Annotated in this window: 14 protein-coding genes; 7 read left to right on the top strand and 7 right to left on the bottom strand. The window is 64.9% G+C overall.

The window, feature by feature from the left end; all coding sequences use genetic code 11:
- Positions 1–168: 168 nt before the first annotated feature.
- Positions 169–1083: a LysR family transcriptional regulator gene (locus J5T34_RS11660; protein ID WP_174104370.1), complete on the bottom strand. Its 915-nt coding sequence runs from the start codon at positions 1081–1083 to the stop codon at positions 169–171.
- 140 nt (positions 1084–1223) lie between these two features.
- On the opposite strand from J5T34_RS11660, the gene J5T34_RS11665 reads away from it, so the two are divergent.
- On the top strand, positions 1224–1676 hold the full coding sequence (locus J5T34_RS11665) for a PACE efflux transporter (RefSeq protein WP_208579889.1): 453 nt from the start codon (positions 1224–1226) through the stop codon (positions 1674–1676).
- Positions 1677–1772: 96 nt separating this feature from the next.
- Here J5T34_RS11665 and J5T34_RS11670 read toward each other — a convergent pair whose 3' ends face one another.
- Positions 1773–1985, bottom strand: a complete 213-nt coding sequence (locus J5T34_RS11670; RefSeq protein ID WP_174104372.1) for a glycine zipper 2TM domain-containing protein — start codon at positions 1983–1985, stop codon at positions 1773–1775.
- 193 nt (positions 1986–2178) lie between these two features.
- On the opposite strand from J5T34_RS11670, the gene J5T34_RS11675 reads away from it, so the two are divergent.
- The 5 genes from J5T34_RS11675 to J5T34_RS11695 all read left to right on the top strand — a co-directional run bounded on the left by J5T34_RS11675 (position 2179) and on the right by J5T34_RS11695 (position 6609).
- Positions 2179–2832: a hypothetical protein gene (locus tag J5T34_RS11675; RefSeq protein WP_208579890.1), complete on the top strand. Its 654-nt coding sequence runs from the start codon at positions 2179–2181 to the stop codon at positions 2830–2832.
- A 239-nt stretch (positions 2833–3071) separates the two neighbouring features.
- On the top strand, positions 3072–4334 hold the full coding sequence (locus J5T34_RS11680) for a flavin-dependent oxidoreductase (RefSeq protein WP_208579891.1): 1263 nt from the start codon (positions 3072–3074) through the stop codon (positions 4332–4334).
- Between the two features lie 34 nt (positions 4335–4368).
- Positions 4369–5520 carry an ABC transporter substrate-binding protein gene (locus J5T34_RS11685; protein ID WP_208579892.1) on the top strand — a complete coding sequence of 384 codons (1152 nt, stop codon included), beginning with the start codon at positions 4369–4371 and terminating at the stop codon, positions 5518–5520.
- On the top strand, positions 5517–6026 hold the full coding sequence (locus J5T34_RS11690; RefSeq protein WP_208579893.1) for a DUF3237 domain-containing protein: 510 nt from the start codon (positions 5517–5519) through the stop codon (positions 6024–6026). The genes J5T34_RS11685 and J5T34_RS11690 overlap by 4 nt, the downstream gene beginning before the upstream one ends.
- A gap of 4 nt (positions 6027–6030) precedes the next feature.
- Complete coding sequence (locus tag J5T34_RS11695) at positions 6031–6609, top strand: MarR family winged helix-turn-helix transcriptional regulator (protein ID WP_208579894.1); 579 nt, start codon at positions 6031–6033, stop codon at positions 6607–6609.
- Positions 6610–6679: 70 nt separating this feature from the next.
- On the opposite strand, the gene J5T34_RS11700 is transcribed toward J5T34_RS11695, so the two are convergent.
- Together J5T34_RS11700 and J5T34_RS11705 are read right to left on the bottom strand one after the other, a co-directional pair.
- Entirely contained in the window at positions 6680–7513 is an 834-nt protein-coding gene (locus tag J5T34_RS11700) for a hypothetical protein (RefSeq protein ID WP_208579895.1), read from the bottom strand.
- A 9-nt stretch (positions 7514–7522) separates the two neighbouring features.
- Entirely contained in the window at positions 7523–10612 is a 3090-nt protein-coding gene (locus J5T34_RS11705) for a hypothetical protein (RefSeq protein ID WP_208579896.1), read from the bottom strand.
- A 160-nt stretch (positions 10613–10772) separates the two neighbouring features.
- On the opposite strand from J5T34_RS11705, the gene dacB reads away from it, so the two are divergent.
- A complete protein-coding gene (gene dacB / locus J5T34_RS11710; protein WP_244258854.1) occupies positions 10773–12332 on the top strand; it encodes a D-alanyl-D-alanine carboxypeptidase/D-alanyl-D-alanine endopeptidase in 1560 nt (519 codons plus the stop codon).
- A gap of 344 nt (positions 12333–12676) precedes the next feature.
- Here the strand turns inward: dacB and J5T34_RS11715 are convergent, their stop codons facing one another.
- The 3 genes from J5T34_RS11715 to J5T34_RS11725 all read right to left on the bottom strand — a co-directional run bounded on the left by J5T34_RS11715 (position 12677) and on the right by J5T34_RS11725 (position 17934).
- Entirely contained in the window at positions 12677–13738 is a 1062-nt protein-coding gene (locus J5T34_RS11715; RefSeq protein ID WP_208579898.1) for a hypothetical protein, read from the bottom strand.
- A gap of 36 nt (positions 13739–13774) precedes the next feature.
- On the bottom strand, positions 13775–16708 hold the full coding sequence (locus J5T34_RS11720) for a hypothetical protein (protein WP_208579899.1): 2934 nt from the start codon (positions 16706–16708) through the stop codon (positions 13775–13777).
- 248 nt (positions 16709–16956) lie between these two features.
- Positions 16957–17934, bottom strand: a complete 978-nt coding sequence (locus J5T34_RS11725) for an L-threonylcarbamoyladenylate synthase (RefSeq protein WP_208579923.1) — start codon at positions 17932–17934, stop codon at positions 16957–16959.
- Positions 17935–17994: the final 60 nt, after the last annotated feature.

Below are 17994 nucleotides of genomic sequence, written 5' to 3' on the forward strand. Positions count from 1 at the left end.
AGAGGGGTTGGGGGAGAGGGCAAGCGGCGCAACAAGCCACCACCAGCGCTAATCTCACGCACTGCTGCGCGCACTATCGAGGACTGCAGCGATATCGCGCTCCCCTCTCCCGCCCTGCGGGAGAGGGGTTGGGGGAGAGGGCAAGCGGTGCCCGCAGATACCCGCACATCAACCGCCTCCACGCCGCCGCGGCGCCGGCTGCGGCAGCGGCTGGTGGCTGACCCGCTCCTGCAGCCATGCACCGGCTTTGCCCAGCGGGCGCTGCTTGTGCCAGACCAGCTCCATCGCCACCGGCCAGTCCTGATCGTCGAAGTCCAGCTCGGGCGAGACCAGCTGCGCGGCCGCCGGCGAGTTGGCCGCGACATGCCACGGCACGAAGGCCCAGCCCAGTTCGCGCTTGACCAGCTCGACGATGACCCAGTGGCTCTCGACCCACCAGACCTCGGCGGCCACGCGCAGGCGCATCTTCTCTTCGCTGTCGCTGCGCACCGCCACCATCAGCTGGCGATGGCGCTTCAGTTCTTCCCAGCCGACCCGCTGCTGCGCCGCCAACGGGTGGTCGGGCGCGCAGATGATCTGCATCGGCACCCAGCCCAGCCCGCGGAAGGCCAGCGCGGGGGGCAGCACCTCCTGCCGCCACATCAGGCCCAGATCCGCGCCCCCCTCCAGCACCAGCCGGCTGACGTCCTCCATCACCGGGAACAACAGCTCCAGCTCGACCGCGGGAAACCGGTGGGAGAACTCCTCCAGCAGCACGCCCAGCGTTTCCTCGGGATACAGCTCGTCGACCGCCAGCACCAGCCGGCTCTCGACACCCTCGCCCAGGCTCTTGGCGACGCCGCGGAAATGCTCGCAGCGCTCGAGAATCACGCGCGCCTCGACCAGCAGCCGCTCGCCCGCGGGGGTCAGCGCCGGATAGCGTCCGCTGCGGTCGAACAACGCGTTGTCCAGATCGATTTCGAGATTGGAGACGGCGGTGCTGACCACCGACTGCGCCTTGCCCAGGCGCCGCGCCGCGGCCGAAAACGAGCCGGTCTCGGCCGCGGCGACGAAGGCTTGCAGTTGTTCGAGGGACAGGCTCATGGCGATCCGTGGCGTGGTGGGCAGAAAAGCCCCATGGTGCCACAGTCACGGCCATCCATCTGAATAGACGATACTTCCCAACTTGTATCTGGTGCTCTACCCGATAGACTGGGCGCCATTGTCTTTCAGGGAGCAGCACAATGCGCAGTACGCTCGACAGAATCCGTCATACGGTCGGCTTCGAAGTGATCGGCCTGCTGATCTTCGCCCCGCTGGGCAGCCTCGTGTTCGGCTACGCGCTGCACCAGATGGGCGTCATCGCCGCGGTGGCCTCGCTGGTCGCCGCGATCTGGAACTACGTCTACAACCTGCTGTTCGACAAGGCCATGGTCCGTCTGACCGGCTCGGTACGCAAATCGCCGCGCGTGCGCGTAGCCCATGCGCTGTTGTTCGAGCTGGGCCTGCTGACGGTATTTCTGCCGGGCGTCGCGTGGTATCTGAAGATCAGCCTGCTCGACGCGCTGCTGATGGACCTCGCGGTGGCCGGCTTCTATGTGGTCTACGCCTTCGTCTACAACTGGGCGTACGACATCGTGTTCCCGGTGCCGGACCGTGTGGTCGCCAATCAAGCCTCGGGAAGCGAGCCGGCCTGATCGGCAGCCGGCAGGCGCAACAACGCCAGGCAAAAAAGACGACGCCCCGGCCATCGGCCGGGGCGTCGTGCCTTGGTGCCAGCGCCTTCGCGGTCCTTACTTCTTCCTGTCGTCGGTCAACACATTGCCGACCACACCGCCCAACGCGGCGCCGCCCAGCGTGGCGCCCGGTCCGCCAATGATGGTCGCGCCGGCGACGCCGCCCACACCCGCACCGATGGCGGTGTTGCGCTGCTTGGGGGTCATGTCGGCGCAGCCCGCGGTGGCGAGCAGCGTGGCCAGCGCGAACGACAGGGTAAGGGTACGCATCGAAAGCTCCTTGTACGGGCGAGAGGTAGCTCGATTGTGCGGGCGAGCGCGCGGCATCGGCAGACGGTGGCCACCGATGCCACTGTCAGATAAATCCCACACCGCTTCGGTGCGCCGACTGGCCGGCCCGGCGCGATGCGACACCTTGTCATGGGTGCGCGTTAGACTTCGGGCGCGCCATTGCGAGCCCAACATGCTGCCGATCATCGCCCTCCGCCCTTCGCTGTTCCGTCCGTTTTTCGCCGCCATGCTGCTGCTCTGCCTGACGCCGCCGGCATGGGCGGCGCGGCCTCTTGTCACCGATGACGCGCGCATCGTCGATCCGCAGTCGTGCCAGCTCGAATCGTGGCTGCGTTTCAATCGCGACGGCACCGAGCGCTGGGCCATGCCCGGCTGCAACTTCACCGGCAACTTCGAATGGACGCTCGGCGGCTCGGTGCAGCGCTACGGAGACGGCCCGGGCAACGCCATCACCGACCTGCAGTTCCAGGGCAAGACCGTGCTCAAGCCGGTCGAGACCAACGGCTACGGCGTCGCGTTGACGGTCGGCATGACGGAATACCCGAAGGCTGCGCCGCGCAGGACCCCGGGCGGCCTCTACCTCAATCTGCCGCTGACGGTGTCGATGCGCGACGACCGTCTGCTGCTGCATGCGAACGTCGGCGCCACCCACGATCGCGCCGAACGGCAGACCCGCATGACCTGGGGCGTGGCCAGCGAGGCGATGATCAGCGAGCGCTGGGCCATGATCGCCGAGAGCTTCGGCGAGAGCGGCGACCGGCCGTGGATCCAGCTCGGCGCGCGGGTCTGGATCGTGCCGCAGCGGGTTCAGATCGACATGACCTGAGGCACGCAGCTCAACCAGCCGCGCGAGACGCGCTTCGTGTCGGTCGGCCTGCGGCTGCTGTCGCCGAGCTGGGGAAAGTGAGCGGCGCTCTGGTCGGTCAAATCCGCGTGCGGGCATAGACCGGTCACCCGTATCGCCCCGATCTTGCATGGTCCGGCGATTTAGTTATACTCCATAACAATTCGTCGAACACAGAGAGCGGGCCGCCCTTCGCGCGCAGGACCGCCGCAGGAGACACCATGCGCATCGCCATCGCAGGCGGCGGCATCGGCGGGCTGACGCTCGCGCTGCTCTGCCATCGTCACGGCATCGACGCCGAAGTGTGGGAAGCCAGCGAATCGCTGAAACCGCTCGGCGTCGGCATCAATCTGCTGCCCCATGCGGTGCGCGAACTGGCCGAACTCGGCTTGCAACCGGCGCTCGCGCAGATCGCGATCGAAACCAGCTCGCTGTCCTACTACAACAAGTTCGGCCAACGGATCTGGCACGAGCCGCGCGGACTGGCCGCGGGTTACCCGTATCCGCAGTTCTCGGTGCATCGCGGCGAGCTGCAGATGCTGCTTTATCGCACCGCGGTCGAAAGGCTCGGCGCCGATCGCGTGCATACCGGCCATGCCTTCGAAACGGTGCACGATACCGGCGCACGGCCCGGCTCGCCGGTGCAATTCACGCTGCGCCGGCGTGCGGACGGTGCCGAAGTGCAAGCCAGCGCCGATGTGCTGGTCGGCGCCGACGGCATCCATTCGGCGGTCCGGCGGCAGTTCTATCCGAGCGGCGACGCCCCGCGCTTTTCGCGGCGGATGCTGTGGCGGGCCGTCACCGAAGCACCCCCCTATCTGGACGGACGCTCGATGTTCATGGCCGGCCATCAGGACCAGAAGTTCGTCGCCTATCCGATCTCCGAGCCGCTGCGCCGGCAGGGCCGCTCGCTGATCAACTGGATCGCCGAACTGCGCGTGCCCGACGACGCGTCGGACACGCCGCCGCGCAGCGACTGGAACCGGCAGGTCGACAAGTCGGTGTTCCGTGAGGCCTTCGTCGACTGGCGCTGGGACTGGATCGACATTCCCGCGCTGATCGACGGCGCCGCCGCGATCTACGAATTCCCGATGGTCGACAAGGACCCGCTGCCGCGCTGGACCTTCGACCGCGTCACGCTGCTCGGCGACGCCGCGCACCCGATGTATCCGATCGGCTCGAACGGCAGCGCGCAGGCCATCGTCGATGCCCGCCATCTGGTCGATTGCCTGCTTGGCACGCCGGATACCGGCTACGCGCTGCGCGAATACGAAGCCGAACGCCTGCCGCGCACCGCCGGCATCGTGCTGCGCAACCGGCTCAACGGTCCCGAACAGGTCATGCAGCTGGCCGAACTGCGCGCGCCGCAGGGCTTCACCGATATCGAGCAGGTCATTCCGCGCACCGAGCTCGAAGCGATCGCATTGCGCTACAAGCAGCTGGCGGGATTCGATCGGCAGTCCGTGCAGGGCAGCACACGTTGACCGCCAGGAACAACATAAGAAAGGGAGACAACCGATGACACTTCGCCGCACCGCGCTTGCGCGCCTGACCCTGGCGCTCGCCGCCGCCGGCTCGATTTCCGGCGCCGCGCTGGCCGACGTCACCGTCGGCGTCAGCATTTCCTCGACCGGGCCGTCGGCCTCGCTCGGCATTCCGCAGAAGCAGTCGCTGGGCCTGCTGCCGCAGCAGGTCGCCGGCGAAACGATCCGCTATGTCGTGCTCGACGACGGCTCCGATCCTACCCAGGCCACCAAGGTCGCGCGCCGCTTCGTCAGCGAGGACAAGGTCGACATCATCCTCGGCTCGTCCGCGGTGGCGCCGTCGATTGCGATCGCCGAGGTCGCCGACGAGAGCAAGACCGTACAACTGGCGTTCTCGCCGATCGAGCTGAAGCCCGGCCGCGGCGAATGGACCTACCGGCTGGCCCAGCCGATCAAGCTGATGGCGGAAGCTGTCGCCGCGACGGCCAAGGCGAACGGCGTCAAGACGGTCGGCTTTATCGGCTTTGCCGATGCCTATGGCGAGACCTGGCTGAAGGAATTCACCACCGCCGCGGCCGCAAACGGCATTCGCCTCGTCGCCACCGAACGCTACGCGCGCTCCGATACGGCGGTCACCGCGCAAACGCTGAAGCTGATTTCGGCGCGCCCCGACGCGATGCTGATCGCCGGCGCCGGCACCGGTGCCGCGCTGCCCCACACCACGCTGCGCGAGCGCGGCTATCGCGGGCCGATCTATCACACGCATGGTGCGGCAACGAAGGACCTGATCCGCATTGGCGGCAAGGCGGTCGACGGCGCGATCCTGCCGGCCGGTCCGGTGATCGTGCCGGAACAACTCGCCGCCGACAGCCTGCCGAAGAAGCCGGGTCTCGATTACGTCAGCCGCTATGAGAAGCAGTACGGGCCGGAAAGCCGCACGCAGTTCGGCGCGCATCCGTACGATGCCGGCCTGGTGCTGCAGCGGATCGTGCCGGTCGCGCTCAAGCGCGCCAAGCCCGGCACGCCGGAATTCCGTGCAGCACTGAAGGCCGCGCTCGAAAGCGAGCGCGAGATCGTGGTCTCGCACGGCGTCCTCAACTACACCAGCCAGGACCACTTCGGTTTCGATCAGCGCGGCCGCGTGATGCTGACGATCGACAACGGCAACTGGAAGCTGCTCAAGTGATTGCTGAATCTACCTTGGCTGGCCTGTTCGCCTTGCCCACGCCGCGGCTCGAGCATGTGGCGGACTTCAGCTTCCGCCTCGATCCGGCGATCGAGGTCGGCGCCAGCGCGGTGGGGGTGCGGCGCGTGATTCCGATCCTCGATGGGGTCGTCGATGGCCCGCTGCTGCGCGGCCGGGTACTGCCCGGCGGCGCCGACTTCCAGCTGGTCCGTCCGGACCTCGGCGACGGCATCACGGTCGCCGAAATCGAGGCACGCTACGTCGTGGAGACCGACGACGGCGCGCGGATCTACATCATCAACGCGGGGCTGCGCAGCGGCCCGGTCGACGTGCTGGCGCGTTTGTCCGCGGGCGAGACGGTCGATCCGTCGCTGATCTATTTCCGCACCGCGCCGCGCTTCGAAACCCAGGCGCCGGCCTATCGCTGGCTGATGCAACACACCTTCGTCGCCACCGGCGCCCGCTTCCCGGACCGCGTGCAGATGCGATACTTCCGCGTCGCCTGAACGGATGGCGGGCTGCACGCCTGCCATCCCCGCCTCCATGTCCGCTTCGTCGCCCTCGTCCCGATCTCCCCGTTCCCCGCGCAAGACCCGCGATACGCTCGCGCCCGACCCCGCCGCCGAAGCCGGTGGCTTCGATCCGCATCTGCCGGACATCGACTATGGGGTGCTGGACGGTTTGATCGGCTACGCGATCCGCCGCGCGCAAATCCGGCTCTACGAGGATTTCGTGCGTGCGCTGGCCCCGTGGAACATCACGCCGCCACGCTTCTCGGCGCTGGTGCTGATATCGCGCAATCCGAGTCTGAGACTGACCGACCTGGCCCGGATCATGGGCATCGCCCGTTCGGGTGCGGTGCTGCTGGTGGATGCGCTGGAGGAGATGAAGCTGGTGGCGCGACGGCCGGCCGAGAACGATCGACGGGCGTTCAGCCTGGTGTTGACGGGGGCCGGGCGCAAGACGCTGGCGGAGGTAACCGAGGCGGTCTGCGAACATGATGCACGCATGTCGCGGCAGCTGTCGCCGGAACAGCGTAGCACGCTGGTGGAACTGCTCGGCAGGCTGTGTACGGCGCCGCCGTCATGATCCTGGCCAGGCCGGGCATCGGTCAGAGGCGCGCCGATCGACGCGCCGCCGCCTCACTGCCCTGAGCGTCCTAGACAATATTGCAGGGGAAGAACTGGCGCTCCTCCGGCTTCTTTCCGTTCCAGAAGAGACGGCAATACTCCTGCTCGACCTCGGCCTCATTCTGATAACGGCCCAAGGGACCGATCCGCGAGTTCTCAACCCGCCGAGCGGTCATACAGACGAGATAGTGGATTCGCCCGGAGTAGACACAGAATCCCTTACGGATCCGCTCCAGCGTGACAGGATGACGCGAGACACCCGGAGTCGGCGGCTCCATGTCGCGATGCCAGGGCATCAGGGGCGTAAAGCAACCGACCTGATACCAGTCTTCCAACTGGATGTCGGGCAGGCGCGAAACCACTCCCTGCTTGTCCACGGCACGCGGGAAGTGTTTGGCCCAGAACCCGGTATCCGTCAGATCGCGTCGCCACATCGACATGAAATCGTAGTCCTTGATGTCGATGACGCCGTTCATCAAGCCGATGATGGCCCAATCGTCCAACATCAGCCAATTCATCAAATGACACGGAATACCGAGCTTGAAGAGATCGTCGGTACGCCTTTCCGCTTGCGGCTTCTGCAACAGCTTGACAGTCTGCAGGAACTTCGACTTCGACAGCGCCCCATTGATATAACCGTTCGCCAAGGCCAGCAGCTTGACTGGCGCCACGTCCTTTTCGATTCCCGCCGGTAGCTTGATGTCGAATTGTTGATGCCGAATTGCCGAGGCGCCATCGGGATAGCCGATCGCCGAAGTGGGAAAATCGGGGAGCGTCCAATCGGTCCGCCACGCCCATATCGACACGTCAGGCGGATCGCCATGACAGGATTGCACTACGTTTGCAGAGACGCGCGTCATCATTGGCTCCTGTTAGTGGCCGACTGCTTCGCTGGCCGGATGGGTTTCCCGCCCGAGGACCAGGACATAACTGCGTTCACAAGGGCGCTTGTCGTCAAGCACGATCTTGCCGCTTCTGGTATAGACCCACGACGTCTGGATTCTGAATGCCGAACGCGCACTGTCGAGCCATGATTCTGCGGTCAGGCCGCGCAAATCGTCATCCCGAACCACCGCGTTGATACGCGGCAATTCCATCGTGGCCGTAAACCCGAGACCGCCGTCTGGCCGACGCGAACAGACATATTTGATGACGTTGTCCTGGGGCAAGCTTCCCCGATCGCTGTCGAACAGTTTGGGCTCTCCCCGGCCGAACGAGCCGAAATCCTCCATCGTCAAGGCTACGTACGCGCCGCTTTGAAATGCCTGATTCATTTGCTGCGTCGCACGGAAAAGCCGCTCATGATCGCCATCGCACAACGCAAGCAGCGACTGCATGAACCGATACAGCGCTCCGTTGTTGCTGGTTCGGACAATTGTGGCTTTCGCAGAGTGTTTGGCGCCGCTGGCTTCCGGCGGGTTGCTCACGCGCGGTAGTTCGGCGTTGTTGACATCTTTCATCGATAGCAATACGTTGCCCGCCTGCATATCGCAACGCCCCACATCGGCGGCCCACTGTTCCGCCACCGTGAACTGATGCGGCTTGCCCCTCGAGTCCTTATATTGCGGGAAGACCAGTGTGGCGCGCTCGCTCAGGCCTCCTTCCTTCGCGTAGAGGGAATGCTGCTTGATTGCATCCAGCTGCGCTTCGGTCAGCGGCGCCTTCACCAGTCTTGCGCGATGGACGCCTCGGTCGTCCTTCACAAAGTACTCCGTACCAAGACTTCCGAGTATGTTGATGCGGTCCTTATCCACTGACACCATCAAGCCGTATGCGTCCTTCAACGTTTTTTCAACCAGGCGTCGGTACTTCTGCAGGTCCACCGGCCTGCTTGTCATCGGCCTGCGGCTCTGTGCCGCCAGTTCACTGGCGAGGATGCCGTAACTTGCGTTCCAGCGAATGATTTCATCGGACAGGGCGCCCACACTTGCGTTCGTCTCCTGTCGATCAACGAACGGCTTGACCGCGTCGGCGAGCCTGCCGACGGCGTGATGACACGCCATGTAGTCCGCCCGATGCATCTTGTCCTGCAGGGCCGCAATCGCTTTGGGTGTCAACTTCTCGCCAATCACGAAGCGGAACAACCCGCGCAGATCGGTCAGCTCCCAAGACGGTCCCGGTGCCGCGGAGCCGGCCCGGTCTGATTTCGCCGCCACAGCATCGTCCATCCCGGCGAGTCGTTGAAGGGCCAGTCCGGAATCTGCAATGTCCTTGATCGTCCTTAGCAAGGCCGCCGGACTGGCAGGAGGATGCTGCAGTTGCCTCATCCCACGCTGCAGCGTCTCGCCGAGCATGGCGATGTCGGGAATGGCGTGATGAACGCCGCCGCATTCCATCAGGAGCCTGCGCTGGGAATCGCTCAACTGATGCGCGATGCGGGTCAGGAATTGGAGCAGCTCGGCTACGGTGGCATCGTCGAGAATCGGCCCTCGCGAGCGCGTCGCGCCTTGCACGACAGCGAGGTGATTCAGAACGGCAATCAGCGTGTTGATCTGCTCCCGGTGGTTACCGAATTGGCTATCGCGTAGTCGGGCGAATCCGGTTTCGTCGACGACGAATCGGTCGCAAATGGCCTTCGCAAGGACAGGCAGATTGTTTGCCTGTTCCGCTACGTCCGCGCGCACCGCACCGGCAAACCGCTCGATCGCCGCGTCGATGACGGCATACGCGTCACGCACGACGTCTGGCGTCAACGAGCCTTCTTTGGCATGGGTGACCAGCGCACCATACTGTTCCATCGACAGGGACACAAGCTGGTCGGCCTGGCTTTCGAGGAAAGCGATATTGTCCTTCAGTACGGCGACCTTTCTCCCACTCGCATCGACCAATCGGGGCTGAAGAATGGCTTCGAGCCTACCATGCAACGCTGCGAACTTCCTGACGTCTTCGGTCGAGAACGCCGGTGGCAACAAGTGTCCCTCCAGAGTGTCCCACCGCGAATAGGGTGCGATGCTCTCGAAGCGCCGGTCCTCAAAATGGCGCAAAGCCTGATTGATCGCTGCAAGGCAGGGAACGGCAAAGGCGGCACGAAGTTTGGCCTTGGACTGTCGAGCGCTTTCCGTATTTGCTTCGATCGACGCGACGGCCGATCGCAGCTTCGATAACTCGCGCGCCGCAAATGCGTTGTTCTGGCCGATGCACTGTCGATATCCTGCATCGGCTGCATCGCCTCGCTCACGCTCGAACCAGGCGTGCACGAGAGCGAGTTCGCGGTCTGGCCGCCGGATCAACACGCCCAGCACGGCATCGTTGTAGGCGTCGAGCGCTTTGCCCGATAGCGCCCGGCTCGCTCCTCCACAGGCGACGGCATTGTCCAGCGCCTCGCGTACGGCCCGTCGCGACTGCGGCGTGCCTTGATCCTCGACGATGGCGTTAACCACCGCGCGAAGGGCCGCTTCGTATTCTCCGATATCGAACGGCGAGGTGCTTTGCCTGTTGTCGCCTGCTTCGGCTCGAACCAGTTCGCTCCGGAGCAGGTTGAGGTCGTCGGCCAGGATGGCCGCGGTGCGCTTGATCGTCGCATCGGAAGATCGATAGCGCTCCAACAGAAGGGCTTGAATCTCGGTGCGGTACGCACGGAGCAGATGCAGGCAATCGTGACGCTCATCACTGGACAAGTCGCGCACAAATTGCGATACCACATCGACGCGCGCATGCTTCTCGAGGGCCGCCCCATGGTCTGCATGCGAAGCCGCGAGCAGGGATTCCAGAAGCCGCGCAGCGGCCTGTTGTCGCTCCTCCGCCGTCTCGGGTTGTTCCTTCGCATGACGTTCCGTCTTCCGCAGATCGATTCGTGCTCGTATCTGATCGCGGCGGCTCGCCGCGGCAGTGGCAAAGCCGTTGCACAGCATGCCGAGCCTGGCCGCGAAGCTGTCGCGCGCCTCGGCGACGTTCGCGTCGGTGCGCCGCGGCGACGGGTCGACCGACTTCCGGCTCCAGCAAGCGAGGTTCAATCCGGACATTGGGTTCCTTTCGGCAGGATGAGTGCAGCGAGGCTGCATGGTGCCGGTCGGACACCGGTGAATCTTCTAATATCGAGGCCGCTTCTTTCGTTAACGGGTCCGCTCGTCGCACTACCGCGACATGTCTCCGACGCGGTTGTCGTGTGCTAGCATCCCGCGCATGTCGACCGCCCTGCGTGCATCCCTTTCCGCCGTCCCTGTCCTGATCCTCGGCACTGCGCTGGGACTGGGCGCTCCGATCGAAGCCGACGCAAGAACGCCGGCAAAGCGCGACAAGGTCCAGGCGCGCAAGCAAATCGTCAAGCCCGCCATCGCCGAACACCGGCTCGCGGCTGCCTCTGCCGGACTGCCGGAGGCTGTCACGCGGGCTCTTGCGGCGGCCAACGTTCCCCTGCAGGCCACCAGCTTCTACATCGTCCGGCAAGGCGCGCCGACAGCCACGGCCAGCTGGAACGCCCAGACCCCGATGAACCCGGCTTCGACGATGAAGCTGGTCACCACCTTCGCCGGCCTGCAACTGCTCGGCCCCAGCTATCGCTGGCAGACCTCGCTCTACGCGGACCGCGAGCCGGGCGCCGACGGCGTGGTCGGCAACGTCTATCTGCGGGGGCAAGGCGATCCGAAGCTGGTGCCGGAAGAGATGGCCAGGCTGGTGGCCGCGGCGCGGCGGGCCGGCGTGACGACGATCGCCGGCGACGTGGTGCTGGACCGCAGCTACTTCCAGCAGGGACTGGACAATGGCGGCACCATCGACGGCGAGTCGCATCGCGCCTACAACGTGGCACCGGACGCGCTGCTGTATTCGTTCAAGACCCTGTCGTTCACGCTGACGCCGGATACCGCCACGCAGACGGTCGGCGTCTCGGTCATGCCGCCGCTGGCGCAACTGCGTCTGGACAACCGGCTGGCCCTGACCAATGGCCGCTGCGGCGACTGGCGGGCCGGCGCCATGCCGACGCTTTCCCCGCAGACCGACGGCACCGTGGTCGCCTCGTTCGAAGGCAGCTACTCCGCCGATTGCGGCGAACAGGTGCTGAACTACGCCGCGCTGAGCCATGACGACTTCATCGGCGGCGGCTTTATCGCGCAATGGCTCGCGGCCGGCGGCACCTTCGCGAAGCCACCGGCGATCCGGCGCGGCAGCGTGCCGCGGCCGGCGTTCCGGCTGACGCGCCACTATGGGCTGCCGCTGGCCGACATCGTCCGCGACATCAACAAGTACTCCAACAACGTGATGGCGCGCCAGCTGTTCCTGACCATCGGTGCGGAGATCGACCGGCGCGGCCCGGCCAGCACGGCACGCTCGGCGGCGGTGATCCGCCGCTGGCTGTCGCACCAGGGGCTCGACATGCCGGGGCTGATGCTGGACAACGGTTCGGGACTGTCGCGCCAGGAACGCATCAGCGCCTACGATCTGGCCCGCCTGCTGCAACAGGCGCTCGCCAGCGAGGCGGCGCCGATCTTCGTGAGCTCGCTACCGGTGCTGGGCGTGGATGGCACGCTGCGCAACCGGCTGACACGCAGCAGCGCTGCTGGACACGGCTATCTGAAGACCGGCACGCTGGCCGATGTGCGGGCCATCGCCGGTTATGTCGATGCGGCCGACGGCGGACGCTATGTCGTTGTCAGTCTGATCAATCATCCAAATGCCGCTCAGGCCCAACAGGCGCATGATGCCTTGCTGGAGTGGGTGTACCGCGGCGCGCCAGCGCCGCATTAAATCCAGTCCTAATAGGGTCTTGGGGATACCTTGCGATTAACAAGTTCGGTGCAGGAGAGCGGCCACATATCACGTTGCAACGCCGTTAGGGCACAAAACGCGTATCGCCATCGCTCCGGGCGGATGGAGGTTGCGAGCCAGAACTTCGTGCGCGTGGGGCAGTTCTTCCCAGTCGAATCTGCGAGACAGCATCGCCGACGGCATCAACAACACCATCAAGTTCATCAAGCGGTGCGCTTACCGCTATGGCGATGAGGAGTACTTCTTCCTCAAAATCCGCGCCGCCTTCCCCGCTATTCCTGGATGAACTTTCCCCGCCATCGCGGAAAGTCGTGGCGTCACCGTCATAGCAGGATGCAATCGCTCTGAGCCTTGAGCCGCCGATCCGTAGGCTCGGATTTCCCGGATGAGCGGGACGGACTTGCGGGGAACATCTCGCGCCCCCATTGGTGATAAGGCCCGATAGGGGTGAGCATGGCCGTCTTGATCGATTTGGTCGGGCCGTTTCCGCCGAACATCGCTGCGTAAAGCACACCGCTCTGCCCAGGCGGGGCCTTTTTATTCATCCGCCTGAGGATGTCCGCCGACATATAACGTTCCATCGACAATGCCAGGCTGCCGGCGTCAACACTGGCGACCATCCTGATATGGCTGTCGCTGAGGTCCGAATAGTCTATGGCGTCCACAGCGAATACTTCGCTATCGGACGGCAGGATCAGCGGGTGTGAGGGCGCAAGGCTATGGTTATACTGCGCGCCGAACAGGCTGGGCATATTCGCCTCCTTGAACCAGTCCGAGAAGTGCAGGAAGACCTTGTCCAAGCCATTGACATAGACGCGCTTCCCATCGATGTACTCGATCTTGCTCCCCGATGGTGGCGGGACTTTGCCGATGAGCCGCCGACGGCAGCGCAGGTCGTCAGTCCCCAGCAAGGGAAAATCGAGTTCGAAGGCATACAGTGCAACGTCGGGGTGACAAAGCAGATTGATCAACTCCGAACACAGCGCATTGTGCGACCGGATGTTGAGCATGCCGATCTGGACCAGGCGCCGCCCACGGACGCCGACATCCCGGTCGGTCAGCAGGCTGGACAGCAGAACGATCTGGCGGGCCGTCTTGCCTCGCTTCAAGGCGGCCTGGATAAAGCGCCGGGTTCGCGCGATGGAGCCTCCAAGCTTGTCATACAGGGACTGCAGTACGGTGCCGACGATGAAACTCTCCATCTGATGCGACGTGTCCATCAAACGCAGGGTGGAATCCGGGTCCGACCGCACGATGTGGTCAAGGACTTCTGCCGGCAGGCTATCGAGGATGCCGAAGTGCTGGCCGCCGGACTCGTTTCCCGCGAGCATGTGCGCCCCCCCGAAACGGGGAGTCGTCGATGCCGATATCGCTGTAGTTCCCATCGTTCTCTCCTTGTTCACCGTTTCATCAAAGCCGCCCTATTCCAATGTCGTCATGAACTCACGCGCGTTCCTGAACCGGAACCCCAGCTTCTCGTTCATCCCTGTTGGACGCTTCTTGTCAAACAGATTCAGGACATCATGCAGTGCCTTCGCGCTTGCCTTAACCTCGTCCAGAATCGATTGATCGGCTGCGTTGTCGAGGATTTGGGCGTTGAGTGCCGAAACCGTGTTCAAGATGCGAGCGACCTGTTCAAATCCATCGACGGTCCATTCATCGTTCCTGATGACGGAGTCGATGACTTTCATGTCGTCAGGACGCAGGATCGATGTGTCGACCCGTTGTAACGCAACGTACAGTGCTTGCAGGGCGACATAGATATCCCGATTGCGTCCCTCCAACAGCATGTTGGAATTCGGGCGATGCGCTCTGCTGTCCCATTGCGTTATCGCGGCCAAGGCGTCGCCCACAGCCTGATTGGCAGCGTCGACCATGTCCCGCAACGCCTCTCTGGCGGTGCGGCGCAGATCGGCTTCATGTGTGGCATCCGGACTGACCCAGTTAGGGTTGTCCTCTTCCGTGATGACGACCTCGTCGTCTGCGGTCCAGGAATCCTCCCAATCTTGCGCCGGCATGCCACGGGTCAGCAGCTGAGACCGCGCGGGATCGAGCTTTGGCGACGGCCGTTGATCCGGCGGTTCAGCGCGCTGCGCTTCATCGGCGCGGGAATACGGTTCCTCAAGTTCCCAGAACAGGCTTGGGTCAAGGACCTTCCCGCTGCCACACAGGAAAGACGTGATCTCGTCCCATCGTGCATCCGACAGCTGGCGCGGCGTGGTCGGGATTTTCCCCGCAGCGCGCGCCGCATCCAGGCGCAGCACGCGGGTCCCTTCGTTCATCCCTGCCAGCAAGCGAATATCCGGCAAGCGATCCGGTGGCAAGCGAAGCTTCGTACCGTCGGCCAGATCGTACGGTGACGTGCGATCAAGGCTGTGCAGAACCTGGTGGAGCGCCTGGAACGCGTTGCCCTGCAGGCGCGCATGCACTCGGCCCAGCTCGCGCTGGCCGACCCCGGTGGCAATGTCCTGCATGGACTTTGCCATCATGCGGCCGGATTGCTCGAACGCCATGTTTCGCGCCTCTTCGACGTTGTGCGTGCCGCCATGGAACAACGTGTCGCTGAACAGCCGCATCCCGGCTCTCGTCGCGTTCGCCAGCGCATTGGCGAGTTCTGGCGCGGTTTCGGCTTGCAGACACAGGCGGAGCTGATTCCGATGCTCCTTGGCGAAATTGCACAAGGCCGCCATGGGCATTCCCAGACCTTCGCAGCGTGACAGCCGTCGCAACTGTTCGTCATTGAGCAAATGTCCGGCCGTTCGCAGCAAGAGGGCAACGCGCATATTGAACATTGGCAAGTCGTGCCGTGCCAACGCACTGGCGCCGGCGACGGCGGCGACATTCTCGATATGACCGATCATCCGGTCCACCTCGGCCGACGCCCGCTCACGATCACTATCGATGTCTGACGCCAGTCGATGGATCAGCGGTGGCACGGTATCGATCTTCGCCTCGGGAATGACCGCCATCACCCCAGCGATGGATTCGGACAGGATCTGTTTGGCGGCTTGCGCCGCGGCGCTTTCCATCTCCTGCACGAGCGCTTCCACTTCTGCGTCCCATCGCGCATTGCTGCCGGACGACGTCGAGGGTCCCTGGGCCTTCAATGCGGCCAGATCCGTCAGCCTGGTCAAGGTCGCTCCCACGGAGCCGATCAAGGTGGCGGCGGTCTCCAGCACGCTGGCGGGACAGCGTTCGCTGGCCCGGCCGACTATCGCGTTCAAGGTGTGATGGCACGCTTGCAGCCGGCTGGCACAGGCCTCCGGTGCCACGGCCGACCATGCACGCCCATACTGGTCGATCGTCTTCGCGGCATTGGCCAGGCTCGTCAGCAGCGGTCCGACTTTGTCACGGTCGACTGCCGGCATGCCATCGGCGTTGCCCGCGGGCTTCGTCACGCTGGCAAATACCGCGAAGCGATTTGCCAGGTCCCGTATTTGCGCCTGCCAGAGCGTTCCCTGCGACTTGCGGCTCGCGACCTGCTCCGTGATGACGCGAAGCTTGGCGAGCTCCCGGGCGGCGTAGTCCTCGTCGCGCCGGCATAGTGCAAGCAGCGGCGTTCGGGCCGCGCGCGCCGCAGTGGCACCCTTGGCGATCGCCGGTACGCGTCCGCTGAGCACCGCGGGCTGCGTCTGGAACCAATCCTGGACGCGCGTCAACGACGCGGCATCGAGGCGCGACATCGCCAGTTCGATCGAGGCATGATAACCATTGAGTTCGGCATCGGTCATCGCCACCTTTGCGCCACCAGCGGCCAGCAAACGCTGGAAGCGGCTCATCAGGGTCTGCTGTTCGACGTCGGCGACAATGCCTTGCACAAAATCGTGCAACAGTTCCTGATAGCGGATCGTGTCGAACGAGACCGTCGCGTCGGGGGTCATGTCCGGTTCCGCCGCCTTGGCGGCGACCGTCATCAGCAGGCTGGGCAGTTGCATGCCGGCCTGCCTGAGCGCGTCCACCCGCGCGGCGGCGTGCAGGCGCAGCTCCGAATCGCCGTGGTACGGCGTGTTCTGCAGATCCTGACTGACAGCGCGGATTTCGGCATCGCTGGCGAGGGCCTTGGCGATCAAACGGCGCTGATGGGTGCTGTAGGCGGCGAGGGCTTGCGCGACAGCGGCCTCAAAATCGCCGCGTTCGGGAAAGGCGACCGATGACTGCGCGAAGCGAAGCAGGCATTCCCGGAGCGCGACGGGATTGCCATCGGCCCAACGCAGGCCATCGAGCAGATCGTGGATGAACTTGAGGTCTTGAGCGGAGTGGCTGCCGACAGCAGGCGACGCGGTGGGCCGGGCTGGAGCGGCGAAGACAGAATTGGACGGATGGGAGCGGCCGAAAACAGGGATACGAAACGGCATATCAGGAACTCACGGATGAGAGACAGCCCGTGCAATTCCGTACAAACCTGAACGACCGATCGCTGCGGGCATCGGCTGAAGCCGACGCGGCAGTTTGTTCGAGACCGCGAGCCCGCGCTTTCGATGCAGTCGTCGGGTTTACGCATTTGGCGTACCGCTCCGCCAACCATCGCCGATGCGGGCGCGGGCGTCTACTGCGCCGGCGAACCAGCGTGCCGGCGATATGGTATGTCCCGCCCTGAACGGCGTCAGTCGGCGAACGCCGCGGCGGCGCGCTGCAATCGATCCCGCACGCCTGCCCATTCGGGCGTCGGCGGCAGCGGCTCCACGTAGAGCCGGGCGAAGCCCTCCTTGTCGAGGCGTCGCAGCAGGCGATACAGCTCACGGGCGTAGGCGGCGGGCCCTGCCGGTGCCGGGATCCAGACGCAACGCGAATCCGGCGCGGGAGCGCCTGCGACCCATGCCACGCGCACGTCGGCCGGCAGATCGGCCAGCGCAGCGGGCAAGTCCTGCGCTTCACGCAGATACAGCGGCGTGCGCGGCGCGTAGTGGGCCTTCAGGGTGCCGGAGGCCCGCGGTGCAGCGGCATCCGGCGGCAGCGGCGCGACGCCCAGCACGTCGGCCATCATCGCCGGCGTGATCGCGCCCGGGCGCAGCAGCACCGGGCCGATGCCCCGGTCCAGCCGCGACAGGTCGACGATCGTCGATTCGATGCCGACCTCGACGCCATCGCCTTCGAGCACATAGACGCTGTCGCCGAATTCCTCGCGCACATGCTGCGCGGTGGTCGGGCTGACCTGGCCGAACTTGTTGGCCGACGGCGCCGCGATGCCGCCGCGGCCGCGCTTGAAGCGCGACAGCAGCGCCTGCGCGACCGGATGGGAGGGGCAGCGCAGGCCGATGCTGTCCTGGCCGCCCGCCACATCGGCAGGGATATGCGCGGCGCGCTTGAGGATCAGCGTCAGCGGCCCCGGCCAGAAGGCGTCGATCAGGCGCTGCGCGGCCTCCGGTACGTCGTCGGTCCAATGGCCAATGTCGGCGCCGTCGACCACATGGACGATGATCGGATGGTTCGACGGCCGTCCCTTGGCGGCGAAGATGCGCGCCACCGCCTCCGGGTTCTCGGCATCGGCGCCGAGGCCATAGACGGTTTCGGTCGGAAACGCGACCAGTTGTCCGGCCTCGAGCAGGCGCGCGGCCTCGTCGAGCTCGGCGGCGGTCGGCATCCGGGAAGGATAGGAAGCGGCGGCCATCGTCATCACACTGAGCAGAGAACTGTGCGGAAA

Source organism: Cupriavidus gilardii (assembly GCF_017598945.1).
Taxonomy (GTDB): Bacteria; Pseudomonadota; Gammaproteobacteria; order Burkholderiales; family Burkholderiaceae; genus Cupriavidus; species Cupriavidus gilardii_E.